The 16,679-nt window shown below is 57.8% G+C and carries 18 protein-coding genes and 1 other RNA gene; 3 read left to right on the forward strand and 16 right to left on the reverse strand.

The annotated features are described in order from the left end of the window. Position 1 precedes the first annotated feature (1 nt). The 4 genes from rsmH to rsmI all read right to left on the reverse strand — a co-directional run bounded on the left by rsmH (position 2) and on the right by rsmI (position 3,036). Entirely contained in the window at positions 2-985 is a 984-nt protein-coding gene (gene rsmH / locus FCS96_RS13795; protein ID WP_138440946.1) for a 16S rRNA (cytosine(1402)-N(4))-methyltransferase RsmH, read from the reverse strand. Further along, positions 982-1,434 (reverse strand): division/cell wall cluster transcriptional repressor MraZ, encoded by a 453-nt coding sequence (gene mraZ, locus FCS96_RS13800; RefSeq protein ID WP_138440947.1) that lies wholly within the window; start codon positions 1,432-1,434, stop codon positions 982-984. Before mraZ ends, rsmH begins: the two co-directional genes overlap by 4 nt. Positions 1,435-1,733: 299 nt before the next feature. Next, positions 1,734-2,086: RNase P RNA component class A (rnpB, locus tag FCS96_RS13805), an RNA gene on the reverse strand. Between the two features lie 59 nt (positions 2,087-2,145). Next, complete coding sequence (gene rsmI, locus FCS96_RS13810) at positions 2,146-3,036, reverse strand: 16S rRNA (cytidine(1402)-2'-O)-methyltransferase (RefSeq protein ID WP_228264106.1); 891 nt, start codon at positions 3,034-3,036, stop codon at positions 2,146-2,148. A gap of 132 nt (positions 3,037-3,168) precedes the next feature. On the opposite strand from rsmI, the gene FCS96_RS13815 reads away from it, so the two are divergent. The 3 genes from FCS96_RS13815 to FCS96_RS13825 are packed head-to-tail and all read left to right on the forward strand — an operon-like array spanning position 3,169 to position 6,035. Then, on the forward strand, positions 3,169-5,043 hold the full coding sequence (locus FCS96_RS13815) for a penicillin-binding protein activator (protein WP_138440948.1): 1,875 nt from the start codon (positions 3,169-3,171) through the stop codon (positions 5,041-5,043). 26 nt (positions 5,044-5,069) lie between these two features. Next, a complete protein-coding gene (locus FCS96_RS13820) occupies positions 5,070-5,435 on the forward strand; it encodes a YraN family protein (protein WP_138440949.1) in 366 nt (121 codons plus the stop codon). A gap of 9 nt (positions 5,436-5,444) precedes the next feature. Beyond that, positions 5,445-6,035, forward strand: coding sequence for a D-sedoheptulose-7-phosphate isomerase (locus tag FCS96_RS13825; protein ID WP_138440950.1), 591 nt, complete (start codon positions 5,445-5,447; stop codon positions 6,033-6,035). Between the two features lie 40 nt (positions 6,036-6,075). Here FCS96_RS13825 and FCS96_RS13830 read toward each other — a convergent pair whose 3' ends face one another. The 12 genes from FCS96_RS13830 to FCS96_RS13885 form a co-directional block, all read right to left on the reverse strand. Next, entirely contained in the window at positions 6,076-6,483 is a 408-nt protein-coding gene (locus tag FCS96_RS13830) for a ClpXP protease specificity-enhancing factor (RefSeq protein WP_138440990.1), read from the reverse strand. Between the two features lie 59 nt (positions 6,484-6,542). Then, the gene (locus FCS96_RS13835) at positions 6,543-7,172 is read right to left on the reverse strand and encodes a glutathione S-transferase N-terminal domain-containing protein (protein WP_041340254.1); all 630 of its coding nucleotides are present in this window, start codon (positions 7,170-7,172) and stop codon (positions 6,543-6,545) included. 109 nt (positions 7,173-7,281) lie between these two features. Then, entirely contained in the window at positions 7,282-8,037 is a 756-nt protein-coding gene (locus FCS96_RS13840) for a cytochrome c1 (RefSeq protein ID WP_138440951.1), read from the reverse strand. Next, entirely contained in the window at positions 8,037-9,269 is a 1,233-nt protein-coding gene (locus FCS96_RS13845; protein WP_138440952.1) for a cytochrome b, read from the reverse strand. The genes FCS96_RS13840 and FCS96_RS13845 overlap by 1 nt, the downstream gene beginning before the upstream one ends. Next, positions 9,269-9,862: a ubiquinol-cytochrome c reductase iron-sulfur subunit gene (petA, locus tag FCS96_RS13850; protein ID WP_138440953.1), complete on the reverse strand. Its 594-nt coding sequence runs from the start codon at positions 9,860-9,862 to the stop codon at positions 9,269-9,271. The genes FCS96_RS13845 and petA overlap by 1 nt, the downstream gene beginning before the upstream one ends. Before the next feature lie 241 nt (positions 9,863-10,103). Beyond that, positions 10,104-10,496 carry a 30S ribosomal protein S9 gene (gene rpsI / locus FCS96_RS13855; protein ID WP_041340250.1) on the reverse strand — a complete coding sequence of 131 codons (393 nt, stop codon included), beginning with the start codon at positions 10,494-10,496 and terminating at the stop codon, positions 10,104-10,106. A gap of 12 nt (positions 10,497-10,508) precedes the next feature. Beyond that, the gene (gene rplM / locus FCS96_RS13860) at positions 10,509-10,937 is read right to left on the reverse strand and encodes a 50S ribosomal protein L13 (RefSeq protein ID WP_138440954.1); all 429 of its coding nucleotides are present in this window, start codon (positions 10,935-10,937) and stop codon (positions 10,509-10,511) included. A 204-nt stretch (positions 10,938-11,141) separates the two neighbouring features. Beyond that, a complete protein-coding gene (locus FCS96_RS13865; RefSeq protein ID WP_138440955.1) occupies positions 11,142-11,930 on the reverse strand; it encodes a TatD family hydrolase in 789 nt (262 codons plus the stop codon). A gap of 21 nt (positions 11,931-11,951) precedes the next feature. After that, positions 11,952-13,532, reverse strand: a complete 1,581-nt coding sequence (prfC, locus tag FCS96_RS13870) for a peptide chain release factor 3 (RefSeq protein ID WP_138440956.1) — start codon at positions 13,530-13,532, stop codon at positions 11,952-11,954. An 89-nt stretch (positions 13,533-13,621) separates the two neighbouring features. Further along, positions 13,622-14,140: a ribosomal protein S18-alanine N-acetyltransferase gene (gene rimI, locus FCS96_RS13875; RefSeq protein ID WP_228264107.1), complete on the reverse strand. Its 519-nt coding sequence runs from the start codon at positions 14,138-14,140 to the stop codon at positions 13,622-13,624. After that, positions 14,107-14,910: a 2-isopropylmalate synthase gene (locus FCS96_RS13880; protein ID WP_138440957.1), complete on the reverse strand. Its 804-nt coding sequence runs from the start codon at positions 14,908-14,910 to the stop codon at positions 14,107-14,109. The genes rimI and FCS96_RS13880 overlap by 34 nt, the downstream gene beginning before the upstream one ends. A 32-nt stretch (positions 14,911-14,942) precedes the next feature. After that, complete coding sequence (locus FCS96_RS13885) at positions 14,943-16,493, reverse strand: 2-isopropylmalate synthase (protein WP_138440958.1); 1,551 nt, start codon at positions 16,491-16,493, stop codon at positions 14,943-14,945. Positions 16,494-16,679: the final 186 nt, after the last annotated feature.

The raw sequence follows: 16,679 nt of genomic DNA on the forward strand, positions 1-16,679 counted from the left end.
GTTAGGCGCTCCCCTTCGACTTATTACCTGAATCAATTCGTTCCAGAACGCGCATAACTGCGCTCCGGGCCCTGACATTATCTCCAACCTCTTCCGCACCAGCTTTCGCCGCCTTGCCTATCAGGCGAAACGCCGAAGCTTCCTGATCGGCAGTCACCGGAATGCCTTTTGGCAGTTGCGGGCCGCGCGCGAGATCACGCATAAACCGCTTCACCACCCGGTCTTCGAGGGAATGAAAACTGATCACAACCAGCCGGCCACCGGGCGCAAGCCGATCAGCCGCTACCTTCAGCCCTACTTCCAGATCCTCAAGCTCCCGATTGATGAAAATCCGAATGGCTTGAAAGGTCCGGGTCGCCGGGTGCTTGTGTTTTTCTTTCTTGGGTACTGCCTCGCTCACCAATTCGGCGAGTTGGCGGGTGGTTTCAATGGCCTCTTCCTGACGGCGCGCCACCACTAAACGGGCGATACGGCGGGAGAAACGCTCCTCGCCGTATCGATAGATGACATCGGCAATGTCCTTTTCGTCCGCCTCGGCCAGCCATTCCGCCGCGCTCGGGGACTGCTGCGGATTCATCCGCATATCCAGCGGGCCATCACGCATGAAGCTGAAGCCTCGCGAAGCATCATCCAACTGCGGCGAGGAGACACCGAGATCCATCAGAACGCCGTTTACGGTCGGCCACTGCTTACGCTCAAGTGCCACGCTCAAATCCGCGAAGGAACCGTGAAACCAGGAAAATCGTGCATCTTCAGCCGCCAGTTTTTCGGCCACCCGAATGGCCTCTGGGTCTTTATCGATGCCCAGAAGGTGCCCCTGTTCCCCCAGGTGCCCCAAAACCAGCCGACTGTGACCACCACGACCAAAGGTGGCGTCGACATAGACGCCCTCGGGATCATTGACCAGGTAGTCGACCGCCGAATCCAGAAGTACCGAGCGATGCGAGAACGCGGCCCCGGCCTTCTGCTTACGTCCGGAGGTCATAGGGACAGCGCCTCCATCTCAGGGGGCATATCATCGTCGCCGGAGGATTCATCGAGCCAGGCAAGCCAGCGCTCCTCACTCCACAATTCCAGTTTTTTACCCTGACCAATCAACATCAGCTTCTTCTCTAGATGAGCGTAACTTCTCAGTGTCGGTGGAATCAGGATACGCCCCGCGGAGTCCAGCTCCATGGGCGCCGCATTACCAAGCAGCAATCGCTGCAACCGGCGCGCCGCCTTGTTCATGTTGGGTAGCGCTTCAATCTTGGGTCGCAGCGCCTCCCATTCGGGCTCGGGATAAACCAGCAAACACCGTTCTTCATCAGCATTGGCCGTCAATACAATGCGCCCACCACAGAGCTGCGCGAGTTCTTCGCGCAGCTTGGCGGGGATCGCCAGGCGACCCTTCGCATCCATATTGATGGCATGACTGCCGAGAAAATTGCTCATCTACACCGTCTCTGGGGGCTCAAAACCACAAAAAACCACTACAAACCACTTTTTCCCACTTCTGCACACTATAGAAACACGCAATACACAATGCAAGCGCCGCGAACAGCGTCGCACTGGCAAAAGTTCCTTTTATGACAAGAGGTTACAGCGAATGATTTAAGATGACGGCGAGATTACGGATAAGAAAAGAAGGAAAATCAAACACCTGCAAAAAAGTCTGAAGAAGGCAAGTTAGGTTTGAGAATCTTTGGCTATAACACGCACCACCAATGGTGGTGCGTGTTATAAGGAGAAGAGAAATGAGTTCGCCGATAAGCCGGGTTCTGTCGTGGACAGTCATTCATCTAGGGTCTGCGTCACCACAGACCTCAAGCAACCTACCCGAATCCAGCGCGGGCCACGCCATAGGATTCCTATTTGGTCTTGCTCCAGGTGGGGTTTACCATCGCCGTGAACTGTTGCCAGTCACGCGGTGCGCTCTTACCGCACCGTTTCACCCTTACCGGCGCCCGAAGGCGCTTAGGCGGTCTACTTTCTGTTGCACTTTCCGTCGGCTCTCACCGCCCAGGCGTTACCTGGCACCTTGCCCTGCGGAGCCCGGACTTTCCTCCCCCGGTCAAAAACCGGCGGCGACTGTCTGGCGAGCTCGGTCGAGACCATACTCTTGCCCTACAGGCCTTGCAAGGAAAAGTACCGGCGTAGAAATGCCTACTTCAGCTCCAACGCCCGTTGATAAAGCTCGTTCTTTGGCCGCCCGCTCAGTTCAGCCACCAGTTTAGCCACTTTTTTTACCGGCAATTCGGGCAACAGCAGCTTGAGCAGGCGATCTACGTCCAAAGTCCCAGCGTCATCGTCACTGGCCACCGGCTCGGCACCGCGAATCATCACCACGAACTCACCCTTGGTGCCGTGCGGATCAGCCTCCAGGGTTGCCAGCACCTCAGCGACACTGCCGGAATAAAAGGTCTCAAAGGTTTTGGTCAGTTCACGACCAAGGACAATTTCCCGCTCCTCGCCAAACACCGCGGCGATATCGCTCACTGCATCCAGAATGCGGTGGGGCGATTCGTAGAACACCAGAGTTGCCGTTTCCCGAACCTGCTGCTCCAGGGCGGCGCGCCGACCGGAGCGCTTGGCGGGCAAGAACCCGACAAAAAGGAACCGGTCGGTGGGCAGGCCGGCAGCACTGAGAGCCGCAACCAGGGCACAGGCCCCCGGGATGGGAGAAACCTTGAGACCGCGATTGCGGGCTTCACGGACGAGCACATAGCCCGGGTCTGAAATCAGCGGTGTACCCGCATCGGAAATCAGCGCAACATTGCGACCCGCCTCTAGCTCCTGAAGCAGACTGCCGGCCCGGTCGCGCTCATTGTGGTCGTGCAGCGCAATCAGGCGCTTGTTCAACCCCAAGTGCTGCAGCAATCGGCCACTGTGGCGAGTGTCCTCGGCGGCCACCACTTCGACACTGTTCAGCACAGACACAGCACGGGCAGACAAGTCGTCCAGATTGCCGATGGGTGTAGCCACAATATAGAGAACGCCTTGAGCCTTCTCTTTTTTGCCGGCCTCGGACACCGACTCCCTACCCTCAGATTTCAAATTCTGTGCCTCATTGTCTCTGACGCTTGCACAATGACACTTACGTCATGTGAATTAACCCCGGAGCTGTTAAACTTGCCACCGTCAGATCGGCGCCACAAGCCCATTTATCCGGAGTAGTTCGAGCTTGCCATGATCAAAAATCCCGTCAACCACCGAGCCCTCGCCACCGTCTTTGCCGTGGCCCTGTTGTCCGCCGGTTGTGCCAGCGTAAACCTTCAGTCCCACGTTGCCCAGAGTCCGGAGCAGGCGCTGGAGCTTGCCGGCCAGGAAGACAATCGCGAAACCGCGCAACGCTATCTGCTGCGCATTGCCAGCCGGTTTCAGGATCAAGGCGACCATATGGCGGCGCGAACGCTACTGCGAAGCCCACAGTTAACGCAACCGGCACCGGGGCTGGAAAGCCAGAAACGACTGCTGGCGATGGCAAGCGCCACCGCTCTGGACGATAGCGACTGGGCGCGCACTCTGGCTGCAAGCCTGTCTCCGGACAGTATCACCGAATACAGCCCGAATTTGATGAACCGGGCGGCCCGATTGCAGGCCGAGACCTACACTCTGGCCGGCGAGCCGCTGCCCGCAGCCATGACCCTGATCCTGCTAACCCAGACCGACAGCCAGGCGAATCCGCAGCAGTTGCACGACCTGATCTGGCAGCAACTGAAGACCGTTCCGGATCGGGCACTGAAAACCGCAAACAGCGAAGCCATCGGCTACGAAGCAGAAGGCTGGCTGGAACTGGCCATGACCGTACGTGCGCCCGGCATTGAGCTCGACCAGCAGGGCCGGACCATACGGAACTGGCAAAACAACTGGCCCGGACACCCGGCCGCCCAGGTTTTGCCATCAGAACTGCAACTGATTGCGACCCTGGTGGAAAGCCGTCCTGAAAAGATTGCACTCGCGCTGCCGCTGACCGGCCCCCTGGGCGCCGCTGGCAAAGCCATTCGTGATGGCTTTATCGCGGCCTACTACCAGGACCCGTCCGTTGACCGTGACGTCACCGAAATCCGGGTTGTTGATACTTCGAACACGCCGTTCAAGGAACTGTACGGCAAACTGTCCGGGGAAAACGTCGACCTGATCGTCGGACCGCTTGAGAAGGAAGCACTGACCACCCTCAGCGCAATGAACACCCTTCCGGTTCCGGCACTAGGGCTGAACTACCTGCCAGCAGGCAAAAAAGCCCCAGAGGGTCTCTACCAGTTTGGCCTGTCAGCGGAAGACGAAGCCCGGCAGATTGCCGACCGACTCAAGGCCAAGACCATTCGTCATGCTCTGGTCCTGATCCCCCAGGGCGAATGGGGCGACCGGATTGAAACGGCCTTGAAGCTGCGAATGGCCGAAAACGGCAGTGAGGCCCTGGCCATCGAACGCTTCTTCCGGGACGATAACCTGCGCGCGGTAACCGCCGACCTGCTGGGCATCAGCGTATCCCGGGACCGCGCAATCCAGGTAGAGCGCACCATCGGACTGGACGTGGAATTCGAACCCCGGCGCCGGCAAGATGCCGAAGCCATTATCATGGTCGCCGAGCCGACCATCGCCCGGCAGTTCAAGCCTCTTTTTGCCTACTACTTTGGCGGCGATCTGCCCGTATATTCCCCGTCAATCGTTTACGAGGGCGATCCGGATCCGGCCCGGGATCGTGACCTGGACCAGGTGATCTTCACCGATACCCCGTGGACCCTTGGCAAGGAGAACAAGCTGCAAGCCGAAGCCAAACAACATCTTTCTGGCACCCAAGGCCAGCTTGGCCGCCTGTTTGCCATGGGAGCCGACGCCTGGCAACTGAGCAAGCGCCTCCCCTTGTTGCGCCAGGTGGAGTCGGCGGCCATCAACGGCCAAACCGGTGAACTCACTATGAGCGACGACGGCAGCATTCATCGGGAGCAACTCTGGGCACAATTTCGCAATGGGCGCCCGGAACTGCTACCAGAACTCGAACCCACTGAAGCTGCGACCGCCGAAGAGGAAACCCCCGGCTCAACGGTTCAGGGCGAGTAAAACGCCAAACAACGGATTGTTTTGCCATGGACGGCAATAAAGCAGTAGGCAACCATTACGAGGGCGTTGCCGCACGGTACCTGACCAATCGCGGCGTACGCATCATTGCCCGCAATATCCACAGCCGTGGTGGTGAGATCGACCTGATCGGGCAGGACGGGGAAACACTGGTATTCTTTGAGGTGCGCTATCGCGGACCTGGTAGTCTCGCCGACCCGGCTAGCTCAATCACCCCTCAAAAACAGCGCAGAGTCCGGCAGGCGGCGGCTTTTTACCTCCACCGTCATGGACTATGGGACTGCCTGAGCCGCATTGATGTTATCGCCATAAGCCCGGGAACCGTAAAAAGATACCGGGTACAATGGATTAAGAACGCAATTGACGCAGGGTAAACAGACGTAATGACGGACACCGAACACCAGATCAACCAATGGTTCGCCAGCCACATGGAGCAGACCGCACAGGCGGCAAGTACAGCTGGACCAGCCATCGAGGAAGTCGCCGATGCCTTCGTCAACGCCCTGCTGCAGGATGGCAAAATTATCACCTGCGCCAACGGCAATGCCAACGTTCTGGCCCAGTACTTCTGCACCGCACTACTGAACCGGTTTGATCAGGACCGACCCGCCCTGCCCGCCATTAACCTGGGGGCGGACGCCACGACCTACTCGGCCATCTGCCGGGATAACCGCTTCAACGACACCTTTTCGCGCCAGGTGCGCGCCATCGGTAAACCAGGTGACTTGCTGTTCGTGATTGTTGACGACGGACACAAGGCCAACCTGATCCAGGCTATTCAGGCCGCCCATGATCGGGAGATGAACGTGGTAGTGCTGAGCGCTCGGGAGAAATCGGACATCACCTCCCTGATGCACCCGGAAGACCATGAAATCGCCCTCAATAACCTCTCGCCCACCGAAGCAACCCCCCTGCTCATGGTCATCATCAATGCCCTGTGCGGACTGATTGACAGCAAATTATTCGGGGGATAAAAAAAGCCAGCAGATGCTGGCTTTTTCGACGATCGATTCGCTATTTCACGACCTTGAGCGTAGGCCGGCCCGACGGCCGATCCTCTCCACCCGAGCCGGAATCACCCTTGTCGCTGGTGCCGTCCGGATCTGGTGAACCGGGCTCACTGCCAAACACCATGCCCTCACCGTTCTCCTTGGCGTAGATGGCCATGACCGCTTGCAAGGGGATGAACACCTGCATCGGCACACCACCAAAGCGCGCGCTGAACTCCAGGGCACCGTTACCGACCACAAGGCCTCGCACAGCGCCTGGACTGATATTCAGCACGATCTGGCCGTTCGCAACGTGCTCAGTCGGGACCTGAACGCCCTGAACTCCGGCGTCCACCACGATGTACGGGGTACAGTCGTTATCCAGAATCCACTCGTTGAAGGCCCGGACAAGGTACGGACGACTCGATGTCATGGTGATACTGTTATCAGGCACTGCCAATCTCCTGGACCGGTATAGCGGGTGTCGACCGTTTAGCTGCGCATGTCTTCTTCGAGGTCGGAAAGGCTGGCTTTGAAGCCCTCGCGACTGAAGATGCTTTCCATGTACTTATGCAGCGGACGCGCCTGCTTGTCGTCCAGGTCCACACCGAGCGCCGGCAGACGCCACAGGATCGGGGCGATGCAGCAATCGACGATGGTAAATTCTTCAGACAGGAAGAACGGCATTTCACCAAACAGCGGCGCAGTCGCCAGCAGACTCTCGCGCAGCTCTTTACGAGCGGCATCTGAGGCCTTGGCATTCGGCTGGGCTACGATCTGATCAACCAGACCACACCAGTCGCGCTGGATACGGTGAATCATCAGACGGCTGTTAGCGCGAGCCACCGGGTATACCGGCAACAACGGCGGGTGTGGGAAACGCTCGTCCAGGTACTCCATCATGATGTTGGGCTCGTACAGCACCAGATCACGATCGACCAGCGTCGGCAAGGCGTTGTATGGATTCGTGTCAGCCAACTCGGCCGGCGGGTTATCAGGATCCACGTCCACAATGTCGACGGTAACACCCTTCTCTGCCAGAACAATACGCACCCTGTGGCTGTAATGGCTGACCGGATCCGAGAAAAACGTCATTGATGACCGCTTGGTCACAACGCCCATAAAACTACCTCACGAGTAAACAAACCGAAATGATTCCGAAAAAACGCAAAATTCCAGTGGGCCGGTTATTGCCCACTGGAAATCGGGAAACAGGATTATACCCTATTTCTTAGTGCACGTCCTTCCAGTACTCACGATTGAGCAGATAGGCGAAGACGAAGAAGATCGCAACGAAGATCAGAACGAATACGCCCAAACGCTCACGCTCTACCCGAACTGGATCGCCCATGTAGGACATGAAGTTAGTCAGGTCGTACATAGCCTGATCGAATTCCACAGCAGACATGCTGCCTTCGATGGCGTATTCCGGGCAGACGTCTGCGTTGTTGATGTTGCCGCTCAACGGCTCGACACTGGCATCGACACCGATCTTCGGCTCGACCGCGCACAACCCCTGCAGGCCCACCATAACGTGAGGCATACCGACATTGGCATAGACCACGTTATTCACGCCCAGCGGACGGCTGTCGTCCTTGTAGAAGCCACGAAGATAGGAATACACCCAGGACTCGCCGCGCAGACGGGTTTCCAGGGTCAGGTCCGGTGGCGGTGCGCCAAACCAGTCGGCAGCCATGTCCTTGCTCATGGAGTTCTTCATCAGCTCACCGATTTTTGCACCGGTGAAAATCAGATTCTCCTCGTACAGCTCGGCAGGAATGTCCAGGTCATCGGACACCCGCTTGTAGCGGGCGTATTCCATGGAGTGACAACCCATGCAGTAGTTGGTGAACAGAGCCACGCCACGCTGCAATGATGCCTTGTCGGTGTGGTCCGTCTCGATGTGATCAAGCGAAACACCGCCACCAGCGGCCAGCCCGAGGGCTGGCAGGATTGCGATGAAAAGACCAAAAATCAGCTTTCTCATTATCCTGTCACCCTCTCTGGCACTGGCTTGGTTTTTTCCATACGTGTGTAGAACGGCATGAGAATGAAGTAGAGGAAGTACAGCACGGTCAGAATCTGGGCGACGGTGGTACGACCCTCAGTGGCCGGCACCAGCCCCAGGTAACCCAGCACCACAAAGCTGACAACCAGGATGGCAAGCGCGATGCGGCTCAACCAGCCCTTGTAGCGCATGGAGCGAACCGGGCTGCGATCCAACCAGGGCAGCACGAACAGGATAGCAATGGCGCCACCCATGACAACCACACCCCAGAACTTGGCCGGCAGACCAAACAGGTCGACCGTGACCGCACGCAACATGGCGTAGAACGGCGTGAAGTACCAGACCGGTGCAATGTGGTCCGGCGTCTTCAGCGCATTCGCCGGCTCAAAGTTTGGCTTCTCGATAAACAGACCACCCGCCTCGGGGAAGAAGAACACCACCACGAAGAAGATGAAGAAGAACACCGCCACACCCAGCAGGTCGTGCACAGTGTAGTAAGGGTGGAACGGGATACCGTCTTTGGGGTTGCCGTTCTCGTCCTTGTTCTTCTTGATATCGATACCGTCAGGGTTGTTGGAACCCACTTCGTGCAGCGCCAGGATGTGCAGCACAACCAGACCCAGCAGCACAATCGGCAGGGCCACTACGTGCAGGGCAAAGAAGCGGTTCAGTGTGATACCGGAGATCAGGTAGTCACCGCGAATCCACAGGGACAGATCTTCACCGATGACCGGAATGGCACCGAACAGGTTTACGATAACCTGGGCACCCCAGTAGGACATCTGACCCCAAGGCAGCAGGTAGCCCATGAAGGCTTCCGCCATCAGCATCAGGTAAATCAGCATGCCGAAGATCCAGATCAGCTCACGGGGCTTCTGGTACGAACCGTACATCAGACCCCGGAACATGTGCAGATAGACGACGATGAAAAATGCTGAAGCGCCGGTGGAATGCAGGTAGCGCAGCAGCCAGCCCCACTCTACATCGCGCATGATGTATTCAACGGACGCAAACGCTCCCTCGGCCGAGGGGTTGTAGCTCATGGTCAGCCAGATACCGGTGATCAACTGGTTAACCAACACCAGCATGGCCAGCGAGCCGAAGAAGTACCACATGTTGAAGTTTTTGGGCGCGTAGTACTTGCCTACGTGCTTGTTCCAAGCATCAACAACGGGCAGACGCTCATCTACCCAGTTCAACAACTTGTTCATTACGCCGCCTCCGGATCAAGTCCAATCGTGAGGGTCGTATCATCGTCGTAACGATACGGGGGAACCTCCAGGTTCAAGGGCGCTGGCTGTGCGTCATAGACTCGACCGGCAAGGTCGTACTTGGAGCCGTGACAGGGGCAGAACAACCCCCCGAGCCAGTTCTCACCGAGATCCGCTGGAGCAATTTCCGGACGATAGGAAGGCACACAACCCAAGTGGGTGCACAAGCCAACAATGACCGCAATTTCCGGTTTCAGTGAACGGTAAATACCCTCGATATAGGGCGGCTGCTGGGGCGTTTCTGACTGAGGGTCTTTCACAGTCTCATTCAGTTTTTCGATGTTGTCGAGCATCGCCTTGTCCCGGCGGATAACCCAGACCGGCTTTCCACGCCATTCGACGGTAATCTGTTGGCCCGGTTCCAGCTTGCTGACATTGACAGTTACCGGTGCACCGGCCGCCTCGGCCTTTGCACTGGGGTTCCATGACCCCAGAAAAGGAACCGCCGCACCAACAACGCCAACCCCGCCGACAGCTGCTGTAGCGCCAATCAGAAACCGGCGCCGGCCTTGGCTCACGTCGCCATTACTCATTATGGTTTTCTCCCATCAGGCGATGTCACAGCCCGCAACACAGCTGGCAATGTGCATCTAAAAGGACTTCACAACCCAAAAATATAAGCGCCCAAATGGTAATGAAATTACCATTGGCTTACAAGTCGGAAAGCCGCTATCGGCGGCCACGCCCCACTCCAGCCTAGCTGGCGAGTGCAGAAACCGGGCATAAAAAAACCCGACCGATTGGCCGGGTTTTTCGGGTACTGTTCCAGCGAAATTAACGCTTGGAGAACTGAGGACGCTTACGCGCCTTCCGCAGACCCACTTTCTTACGCTCGACTTCACGGGCGTCACGGGTAACGTAACCCGCTTTGCGCAGAGCCGGACGTAGTGTTTCGTCATAATCCATCAGCGCGCGAGTCAGACCATGGCGAATAGCGCCGGCCTGGCCGCTGATGCCACCACCCTTAACGGTGATGTTGATATCGAAACGATCGGCCGATTCCGCTACAACCAGCGGCTGACGAACGATCATGCGCAGAGTCTCACGACCGAAGAAATCTTCAATGGTGCGACCGTTGATAGAGATGTTACCGCTTCCCGGCTTGATGAAAACCCGAGCCGTGGATGTCTTGCGGCGACCAGTACCGTAATTTTGTGCTACAGACATATCCGCCTTCCGTTAAATGTCGAGTTCTTTGGGCTGCTGGGCTGCGTGAGGATGCTCAGCGCCGGCATAGATTTTCAGCTTCTTGAACATGGCGCGGCCGAGCGGGCCTTTCGGAAGCATGCCTTTGACAGACTTCAGGATAACTTGCTCGGGCGCCTTGTCTACCAGCTTCTCGAAGGAGATGGACTTGATTCCACCCGGAAAGCCAGTGTGACTGTAGTACATCTTGTCAGATGCCTTTTTGCCGGTAACCCGGACCTGGCCAGCATTGATAACTACAATGTAATCGCCAGTGTCGACATGAGGGGTATACTCAGGCTTATGCTTGCCCCGCAGACGACGGGCGATTTCGGTTGACAGACGACCCAGCGTCTTGCCGGCTGCGTCTACAACGTACCAGTCACGTTTTACTGTTTCTGGTTTCGCACTCAGAGTCTTCATTGATTCCGCCTTGAACGCTATATAAGAAACGTTAAAACCTCCACCCGAACAGCTTGGTTCCGGGAGAGATTTGTACCTGTAATTACTGTGGCAGTGACACCGTTCGGGGCTGAGACAGTGACATCGCCTTGAAAAGCCAGGGCGCGAAGTATACTCGAACCACCACAGAATGCCAACCCTGCCCCACCGTGTTTCGTTATTCCCCTATGTCACCGAGATGTCACCGGGTCGCCAGCGGTATAGCGCGGCCACGTTATCCAGAAGAATTGGCGCCAGCGCTTCTTCTGACATGCCCCGCAACTCGGCGAGCACGCTCAGGATCTTGCCAAGATTGGCCGGCGAATTGCGCCCGGCGTCCACACCCTGGGGCGACATATCGGGCGCATCGGTTTCCAAAATCAGCGCCTCCAGCGGCAGCCGGGCTACCGCATCCCGGGTCTTGCGTGCCCGCGAATGGGTAATGGCTCCCCCGACACCAATCGAGCAACCCAGTTCCACCAGCTTCTCCGCCTGTTGGAAACTGCCGGAGAAGCCATGCACCAGGGCGGGACCACTCCAGTTGAGCCGGCGTAGGACACCGTGCACCTCATCGTGGGTTCGCACCGAGTGAATCACCAGAGGCAAATCGAATCGGGCCGCAAGTCCAATCTGCGCCTCAAACCAGGGCCACTGATCTACCAGCGTGCCCCTTAGACGGTCCAGCCCGCATTCACCGATGGCAACGCAGCGCTCCGGATGGTTTCCGACCAAACGTTCAAGCAGCTCCAGATCGCTGCCATCATGCTCGCCAACGTACCAGGGATGGATACCCAGGCAATACGCCCCTTCCGGAAACGCCAGCGCGGTATCCCGAACCCGGGACCAGTCGGCCCGACGAACCCCGGGGATAACCAACCCTATCAGGCCGGCGGCCCGAGCTTTCGCCAGCTCGCCGTCGCGACAGCCGTCGAACTCCGGAAAGTCAAAATGACAATGGGCATCGACCAGCTGCACAGCCACCTCCGACTCGGTACCTTAATGCTCCCGGGTCTTGTGGAATTCCACGTCCGGGAACCGCTCCTGGGCCAGATTCAGGTTCACCATGGTTGGCGCGATATAAGCCAGCCGGTCACTGCCATCCAGGGCCAGGTTGTCGTTGTTCTTGCGCTGGAACTCATCCAGCTTGCGCTCATCCTTACAGGTCACCCAACGCGCCGTTGCCACGTTGATGGGCTCATAGATCGCCTCGACCTTGTACTCACTCTTCAGGCGACTAACTACCACATCGAACTGCAGTACACCGACCGCACCGACGATAAGATCGTTGTTCCGCAGTGGCCGGAAGACCTGGACCGCGCCCTCCTCGGACAGCTGAATCAAGCCCTTCTGGAGCTGTTTCGCCTTGAGCGGATCTTTCAGACGAATGCGGCGGAACATTTCCGGAGCGAAGTTCGGAATGCCGGTGAACTTCATGCTGTCACCCGCGGTGAAGGTGTCACCGAGCTGGATGGTACCGTGGTTGTGCAGACCGATGATATCGCCAGGATAGGCTTCGGCGGCATGATCACGATCACCGGCCATAAAGGTAAGCGCGTCGGAGAAGCGCACTTCTTTGCCGATACGTACGTGGCGAGCCTTCATGCCCTGCTCATACTTACCGGAAACAATACGCAAGAATGCCACCCGATCCCGGTGCTGGGGGTCCATGTTGGCCTGAATCTTGAAAACAAACCCGGAGAAGCCGTCGTCAGCAGGCTCAACCGTGCGCTGATCGGTGTCCCGCGGCTGGGGCTGGGGCGCCCATTTCACCAAGCCGTCAAGCATGTGGTCGACACCGAAGTTACCCAAGGCAGTACCGAAGAACACCGGAGTCAGTTCACCTGCGAGAAACGCCTCCTGATCGAATTCGTGGGACGCTCCTTTCACCAGTTCGATCTCATCCCGCAGGTCAGCAGCGTAGGCACCAATGGCTTCATCCAGCTCAGGATTATCCAAACCGGCAATGATCCGGGTGTCCTGGATCATGTGGCCCTGACCAGACTGATACAGAATAACCTCGTCACAGAGCAGGTGGTAAACGCCCTTAAAACTCTTACCCATGCCGATTGGCCAGGTGATGGGTGCACAGGCGATCTTTAGCACGTCCTCGACTTCATCCATCAGTTCAACCGGGTCCCGGGTGTCCCGATCCAGCTTGTTCATGAACGTCAGAATGGGCGTGTCGCGCAGCCGGGTAACTTCCATCAGCTTAATGGTCCGCTCCTCAACACCCTTAGCACTGTCGATGACCATCAGACAGGAATCCACCGCGGTCAGGGTACGGTAGGTATCTTCGGAGAAGTCTTCGTGACCCGGTGTATCCAACAGATTTACCAGCTTGCCACCATACGGGAACTGCATGACGGAGGTGGTCACGGAGATACCCCGTTCCTTCTCCATTTCCATCCAGTCGGACTTGGCATGCTGGCCGGATTTCTTACCTTTGACGGTACCGGCTTTCTGGATCGCCTGCCCGAACAGCAGGACCTTTTCCGTGATCGTGGTTTTACCCGCATCCGGGTGCGAGATGATCGCGAAAGTACGGCGCTTGGCCACTTCCTGAGGAAGGTTCGACATAATAGAAAGGCAACCTGAATCTGATGTTCCGAGAAAGGCGCTATTATAGGGGCTAAGGGATTCTGACGCGAACCGCTATTACCGAGACATCAGGCAGGAAATTGGAGCGCCATGACCCGGGCATCCTCACGGCCATTGCCGTCCGGATAGAAATCTGGCCGTCGGCCGATCTCTTCGAACCCCTCAACCGAATAAAGCCGGTAGGCCGTGTCGTTACTGAGGCGAACCTCCAGAATAATCTGCACCATCTGCTCACGGGCCGCTTCACTCAGCAAATGCCTGAGCAATCGTCGCCCGGCGCCCTGCCCCTGCCAACGTGGATCCACGCACAGGTTCAGCAGATGGGCTTCGTCGAACATATAGGCGACCACGGCATAGCCCACCAACAGATCGCCATGGCAGGCAGCCCACAACCGATAGTTGGCCCGAAAGCAATCGCGAAACAGGGTCTCCGCCCAGGGATAGGAATGCCCCTGACGTTCAATCAAAAGGGCCTGAGGCAGGTCGTCCGTGGTGAGGCTGCGTATTAGCAGATCCCCATCCAGCACCCGTTGATAGGTTTCCATGCCGCGCATCACTGACCAGCCAGCGGCTTCAGCTCCTGCCATAACGCACGCTTGAGCGCCGGGCTGGTGGCGAGTTCGGCAAGGCTATGGTTAAAGCTGATCTCCGGACTGATACCGGCGATGTGTTGGAACCACGGCTCATCGCCACGATAGTCGTCTGGCGCCGCGACACCCAGGGCAATCAGCTTCCGGCCTTCCAGTTCAGACAGCGCGTATCCCAGCACAGCCCGAAGATCGCTCAGGGAATTACCCGGCGCCCGGACATTGTTGAAGACTGGCCAATGAATGGGACCAACCGAGCGCAAATCGCACTCGCCCACACTTCTGAGGATGTTTTCGGCCAGGGTCTCCTGCAGCCGGAGACTGGCTTCCTTCGAGACACTGGCAACCACCGCCGTTTTCCGGCCGACCCAAACCTGCAGGTTCAGCGCCGGTACAACTTCTCCGGCAGAGGCGACGGGTGCCTCTTCAGCGGGCGCGGGATCGGTGGTGGTTTCGGCAGCAACGTCGATCGAACTCGGTGACTGCGGTCGGGCAGGCTTCGACGCCGGTGCTTCCATCAGCGCCTGGAGATTAGCCACCCGGGCGCCGTCAGCCTCGGACCGGCCGGGCGCAGGCGGCGCTGCTTTGGGCTGAGGCCGGGACGGCGCTGGTCCCGCCTCCACCCAGGGTTCTGCAACCCCATAAGCCTGGTCACTGCCAAACTCGAATTCGGGACTGGCCGCAGCGCCCGGCAAGGCATCACGGGCATACCACAACCGTATCCCTGCCGCGCCGAGATAGAACTGTCGTTCGGTTTCCGTTTGAATCATCCGGTCTGCCCAGTGTCACCGTTAGAATGCATTTATACGTCCGCAACCTGGGGGTGTTGCCGGATGCCGCCGCGGCTGATCAGGTTGAGTGCTTCGATATAGGCTTTGGCCGAGGCGATGATGATATCGGTGTCAGCACCCACACCGTTTACAATCCGGCCACCACGCTCCAGACGCACGGTCACCTCACCCTGGGCATCGGTACCACTAGTAATGGCGTTGACGGAATAGAGCTGCAGATTGCAGCCGGAGTCGACCAGGGATTCAATCGCCTTGAAGGTGGCGTCCACAGGCCCACTCCCCTCAGCCTCTACCTTGTGCTCCTTGCCATCCAGGGTCAGGGTCATATTTGCCTTGGGCACCACACCGGTCTCGGAGCAGACCTGCATGCACACTAAACCATAGCGCCCCACTTCTTCCTTCTGGCGGGTATCGCTGGCAATCGCCTGGAGATCCTCGTCGAAGATCTCGTGCTTGAGGTCGGCTAAAGCCTTGAACCGGGTAAAGGCTTCGTTCAGTTCTGTTTCGGTGTCGAACTGGATACCCAGCTCCAATAACCGGGTTCGGAAGGCATTCCGGCCGGAGTGCTTGCCCAGCACCAAGGAATTGGTGTGCCAGCCCACGTCTTCGGCACGCATGATTTCATAGGTTTCGCGGTGCTTCAGTACGCCGTCCTGATGAATGCCCGATTCGTGGGCAAAGGCATTGGCACCCACGATGGCCTTGTTAGGCTGGACCGGAAAGCCAGTAATCGTGGACACCAGGCGAGAGGCCGGAACAATGTGCCGGGCGTCGACCTGAGTGTCGATATTGAACAGGTCCTGACGGGTACGTACCGCCATGACGATCTCCTCCAGGGAGGCGTTACCAGCACGCTCGCCTAAGCCATTGATGGTGCATTCCACCTGACGAGCTCCCTGGGTTACTGCCGCCAGGGAGTTGGCAACGGCCAGCCCCAAATCGTTGTGACAGTGAACGGAGAAGATCGCCTTGTCGGCGTTGGGAATGCGATTCAGCAGTTGGTGAATAGTGTCACCGAACTGTTCGGGAATGGCATAGCCTACGGTGTCCGGGATATTGATGGTGCGGGCGCCGGCATCAATGGCCGCCTCGATGATCCGGCACAGGAAATCCAGCTCCGATCGGCCGGCATCTTCACAGGAAAACTCAACGTCGTCGACGTGACTGCGAGCACGCTTCACCGCGCGCACGGCCTGTTCCACTACTTCGTCCGGCTGCATCTGCAGCTTGTGTTTCATGTGAATGGGAGACGTGGCGATGAAGGTGTGTATTCGCCCACGCTCTGCCGGCTGAATCGCTTCGGCCGCCCGATCAATGTCTTTATCGAGGGCGCGAGCCAGACTGCAAACGGTGGATTCCTTGATAGATTCGGCAATGGCCTTCACTGCCTCGAAATCGCCCTGACTGGCAATGGCAAACCCGGCTTCGATGACGTCAACACGGAGCTTTTCCAGCGCTTTGGCAATTCGGAGCTTTTCAGCTTTATTCATGGTAGCGCCGGGGCTTTGCTCGCCGTCGCGAAGCGTGGTGTCAAAGATAACCAGGTGGTCTTGGGCGGGCATTCGTGGGCTCCATCAAACAGTGTGGCTCAGTATAGCCGGAGTATACCATCGCCCGCGCTTTTCGTTCAGGCAATAAAAAACCCCAGCCTCGAGGAAGCTGGGGTTTTTCGGTATTAAGAGTCTGACGATGACCTACTCTCACATGGGCAAATGCCACACTACCATCGGCGCAGGCCTGTTTCACTT

The organism is Marinobacter alexandrii (genome assembly GCF_005871205.1).
GTDB classification, from domain to species: Bacteria; Pseudomonadota; Gammaproteobacteria; order Pseudomonadales; family Oleiphilaceae; genus Marinobacter; species Marinobacter alexandrii.

Coding starts and splice junctions, on each gene's coding strand:
- rsmH (WP_138440946.1), bottom strand. CDS start 985: ATGACCTCCGGACGTAAGCAGAAGGCCGGGGCCGCGTTCTCGCATCGC.
- mraZ (WP_138440947.1), bottom strand. CDS start 1,434: ATGAGCAATTTTCTCGGCAGTCATGCCATCAATATGGATGCGAAGGGT.
- FCS96_RS13815 (WP_138440948.1), top strand. CDS start 3,169: ATGATCAAAAATCCCGTCAACCACCGAGCCCTCGCCACCGTCTTTGCC.
- FCS96_RS13820 (WP_138440949.1), top strand. CDS start 5,070: ATGGACGGCAATAAAGCAGTAGGCAACCATTACGAGGGCGTTGCCGCA.
- FCS96_RS13825 (WP_138440950.1), top strand. CDS start 5,445: ATGACGGACACCGAACACCAGATCAACCAATGGTTCGCCAGCCACATG.
- FCS96_RS13830 (WP_138440990.1), bottom strand. CDS start 6,483: ATGACATCGAGTCGTCCGTACCTTGTCCGGGCCTTCAACGAGTGGATT.
- FCS96_RS13835 (WP_041340254.1), bottom strand. CDS start 7,172: ATGGGCGTTGTGACCAAGCGGTCATCAATGACGTTTTTCTCGGATCCG.
- FCS96_RS13840 (WP_138440951.1), bottom strand. CDS start 8,037: ATGAGAAAGCTGATTTTTGGTCTTTTCATCGCAATCCTGCCAGCCCTC.
- FCS96_RS13845 (WP_138440952.1), bottom strand. CDS start 9,269: ATGAACAAGTTGTTGAACTGGGTAGATGAGCGTCTGCCCGTTGTTGAT.
- petA (WP_138440953.1), bottom strand. CDS start 9,862: ATGAGTAATGGCGACGTGAGCCAAGGCCGGCGCCGGTTTCTGATTGGC.
- rpsI (WP_041340250.1), bottom strand. CDS start 10,496: ATGTCTGTAGCACAAAATTACGGTACTGGTCGCCGCAAGACATCCACG.
- rplM (WP_138440954.1), bottom strand. CDS start 10,937: ATGAAGACTCTGAGTGCGAAACCAGAAACAGTAAAACGTGACTGGTAC.
- prfC (WP_138440956.1), bottom strand. CDS start 13,532: ATGTCGAACCTTCCTCAGGAAGTGGCCAAGCGCCGTACTTTCGCGATC.
- rimI (WP_228264107.1), bottom strand. CDS start 14,140: ATGGCAGGAGCTGAAGCCGCTGGCTGGTCAGTGATGCGCGGCATGGAA.
- FCS96_RS13880 (WP_138440957.1), bottom strand. CDS start 14,910: ATGATTCAAACGGAAACCGAACGACAGTTCTATCTCGGCGCGGCAGGG.
- FCS96_RS13885 (WP_138440958.1), bottom strand. CDS start 16,493: ATGCCCGCCCAAGACCACCTGGTTATCTTTGACACCACGCTTCGCGAC.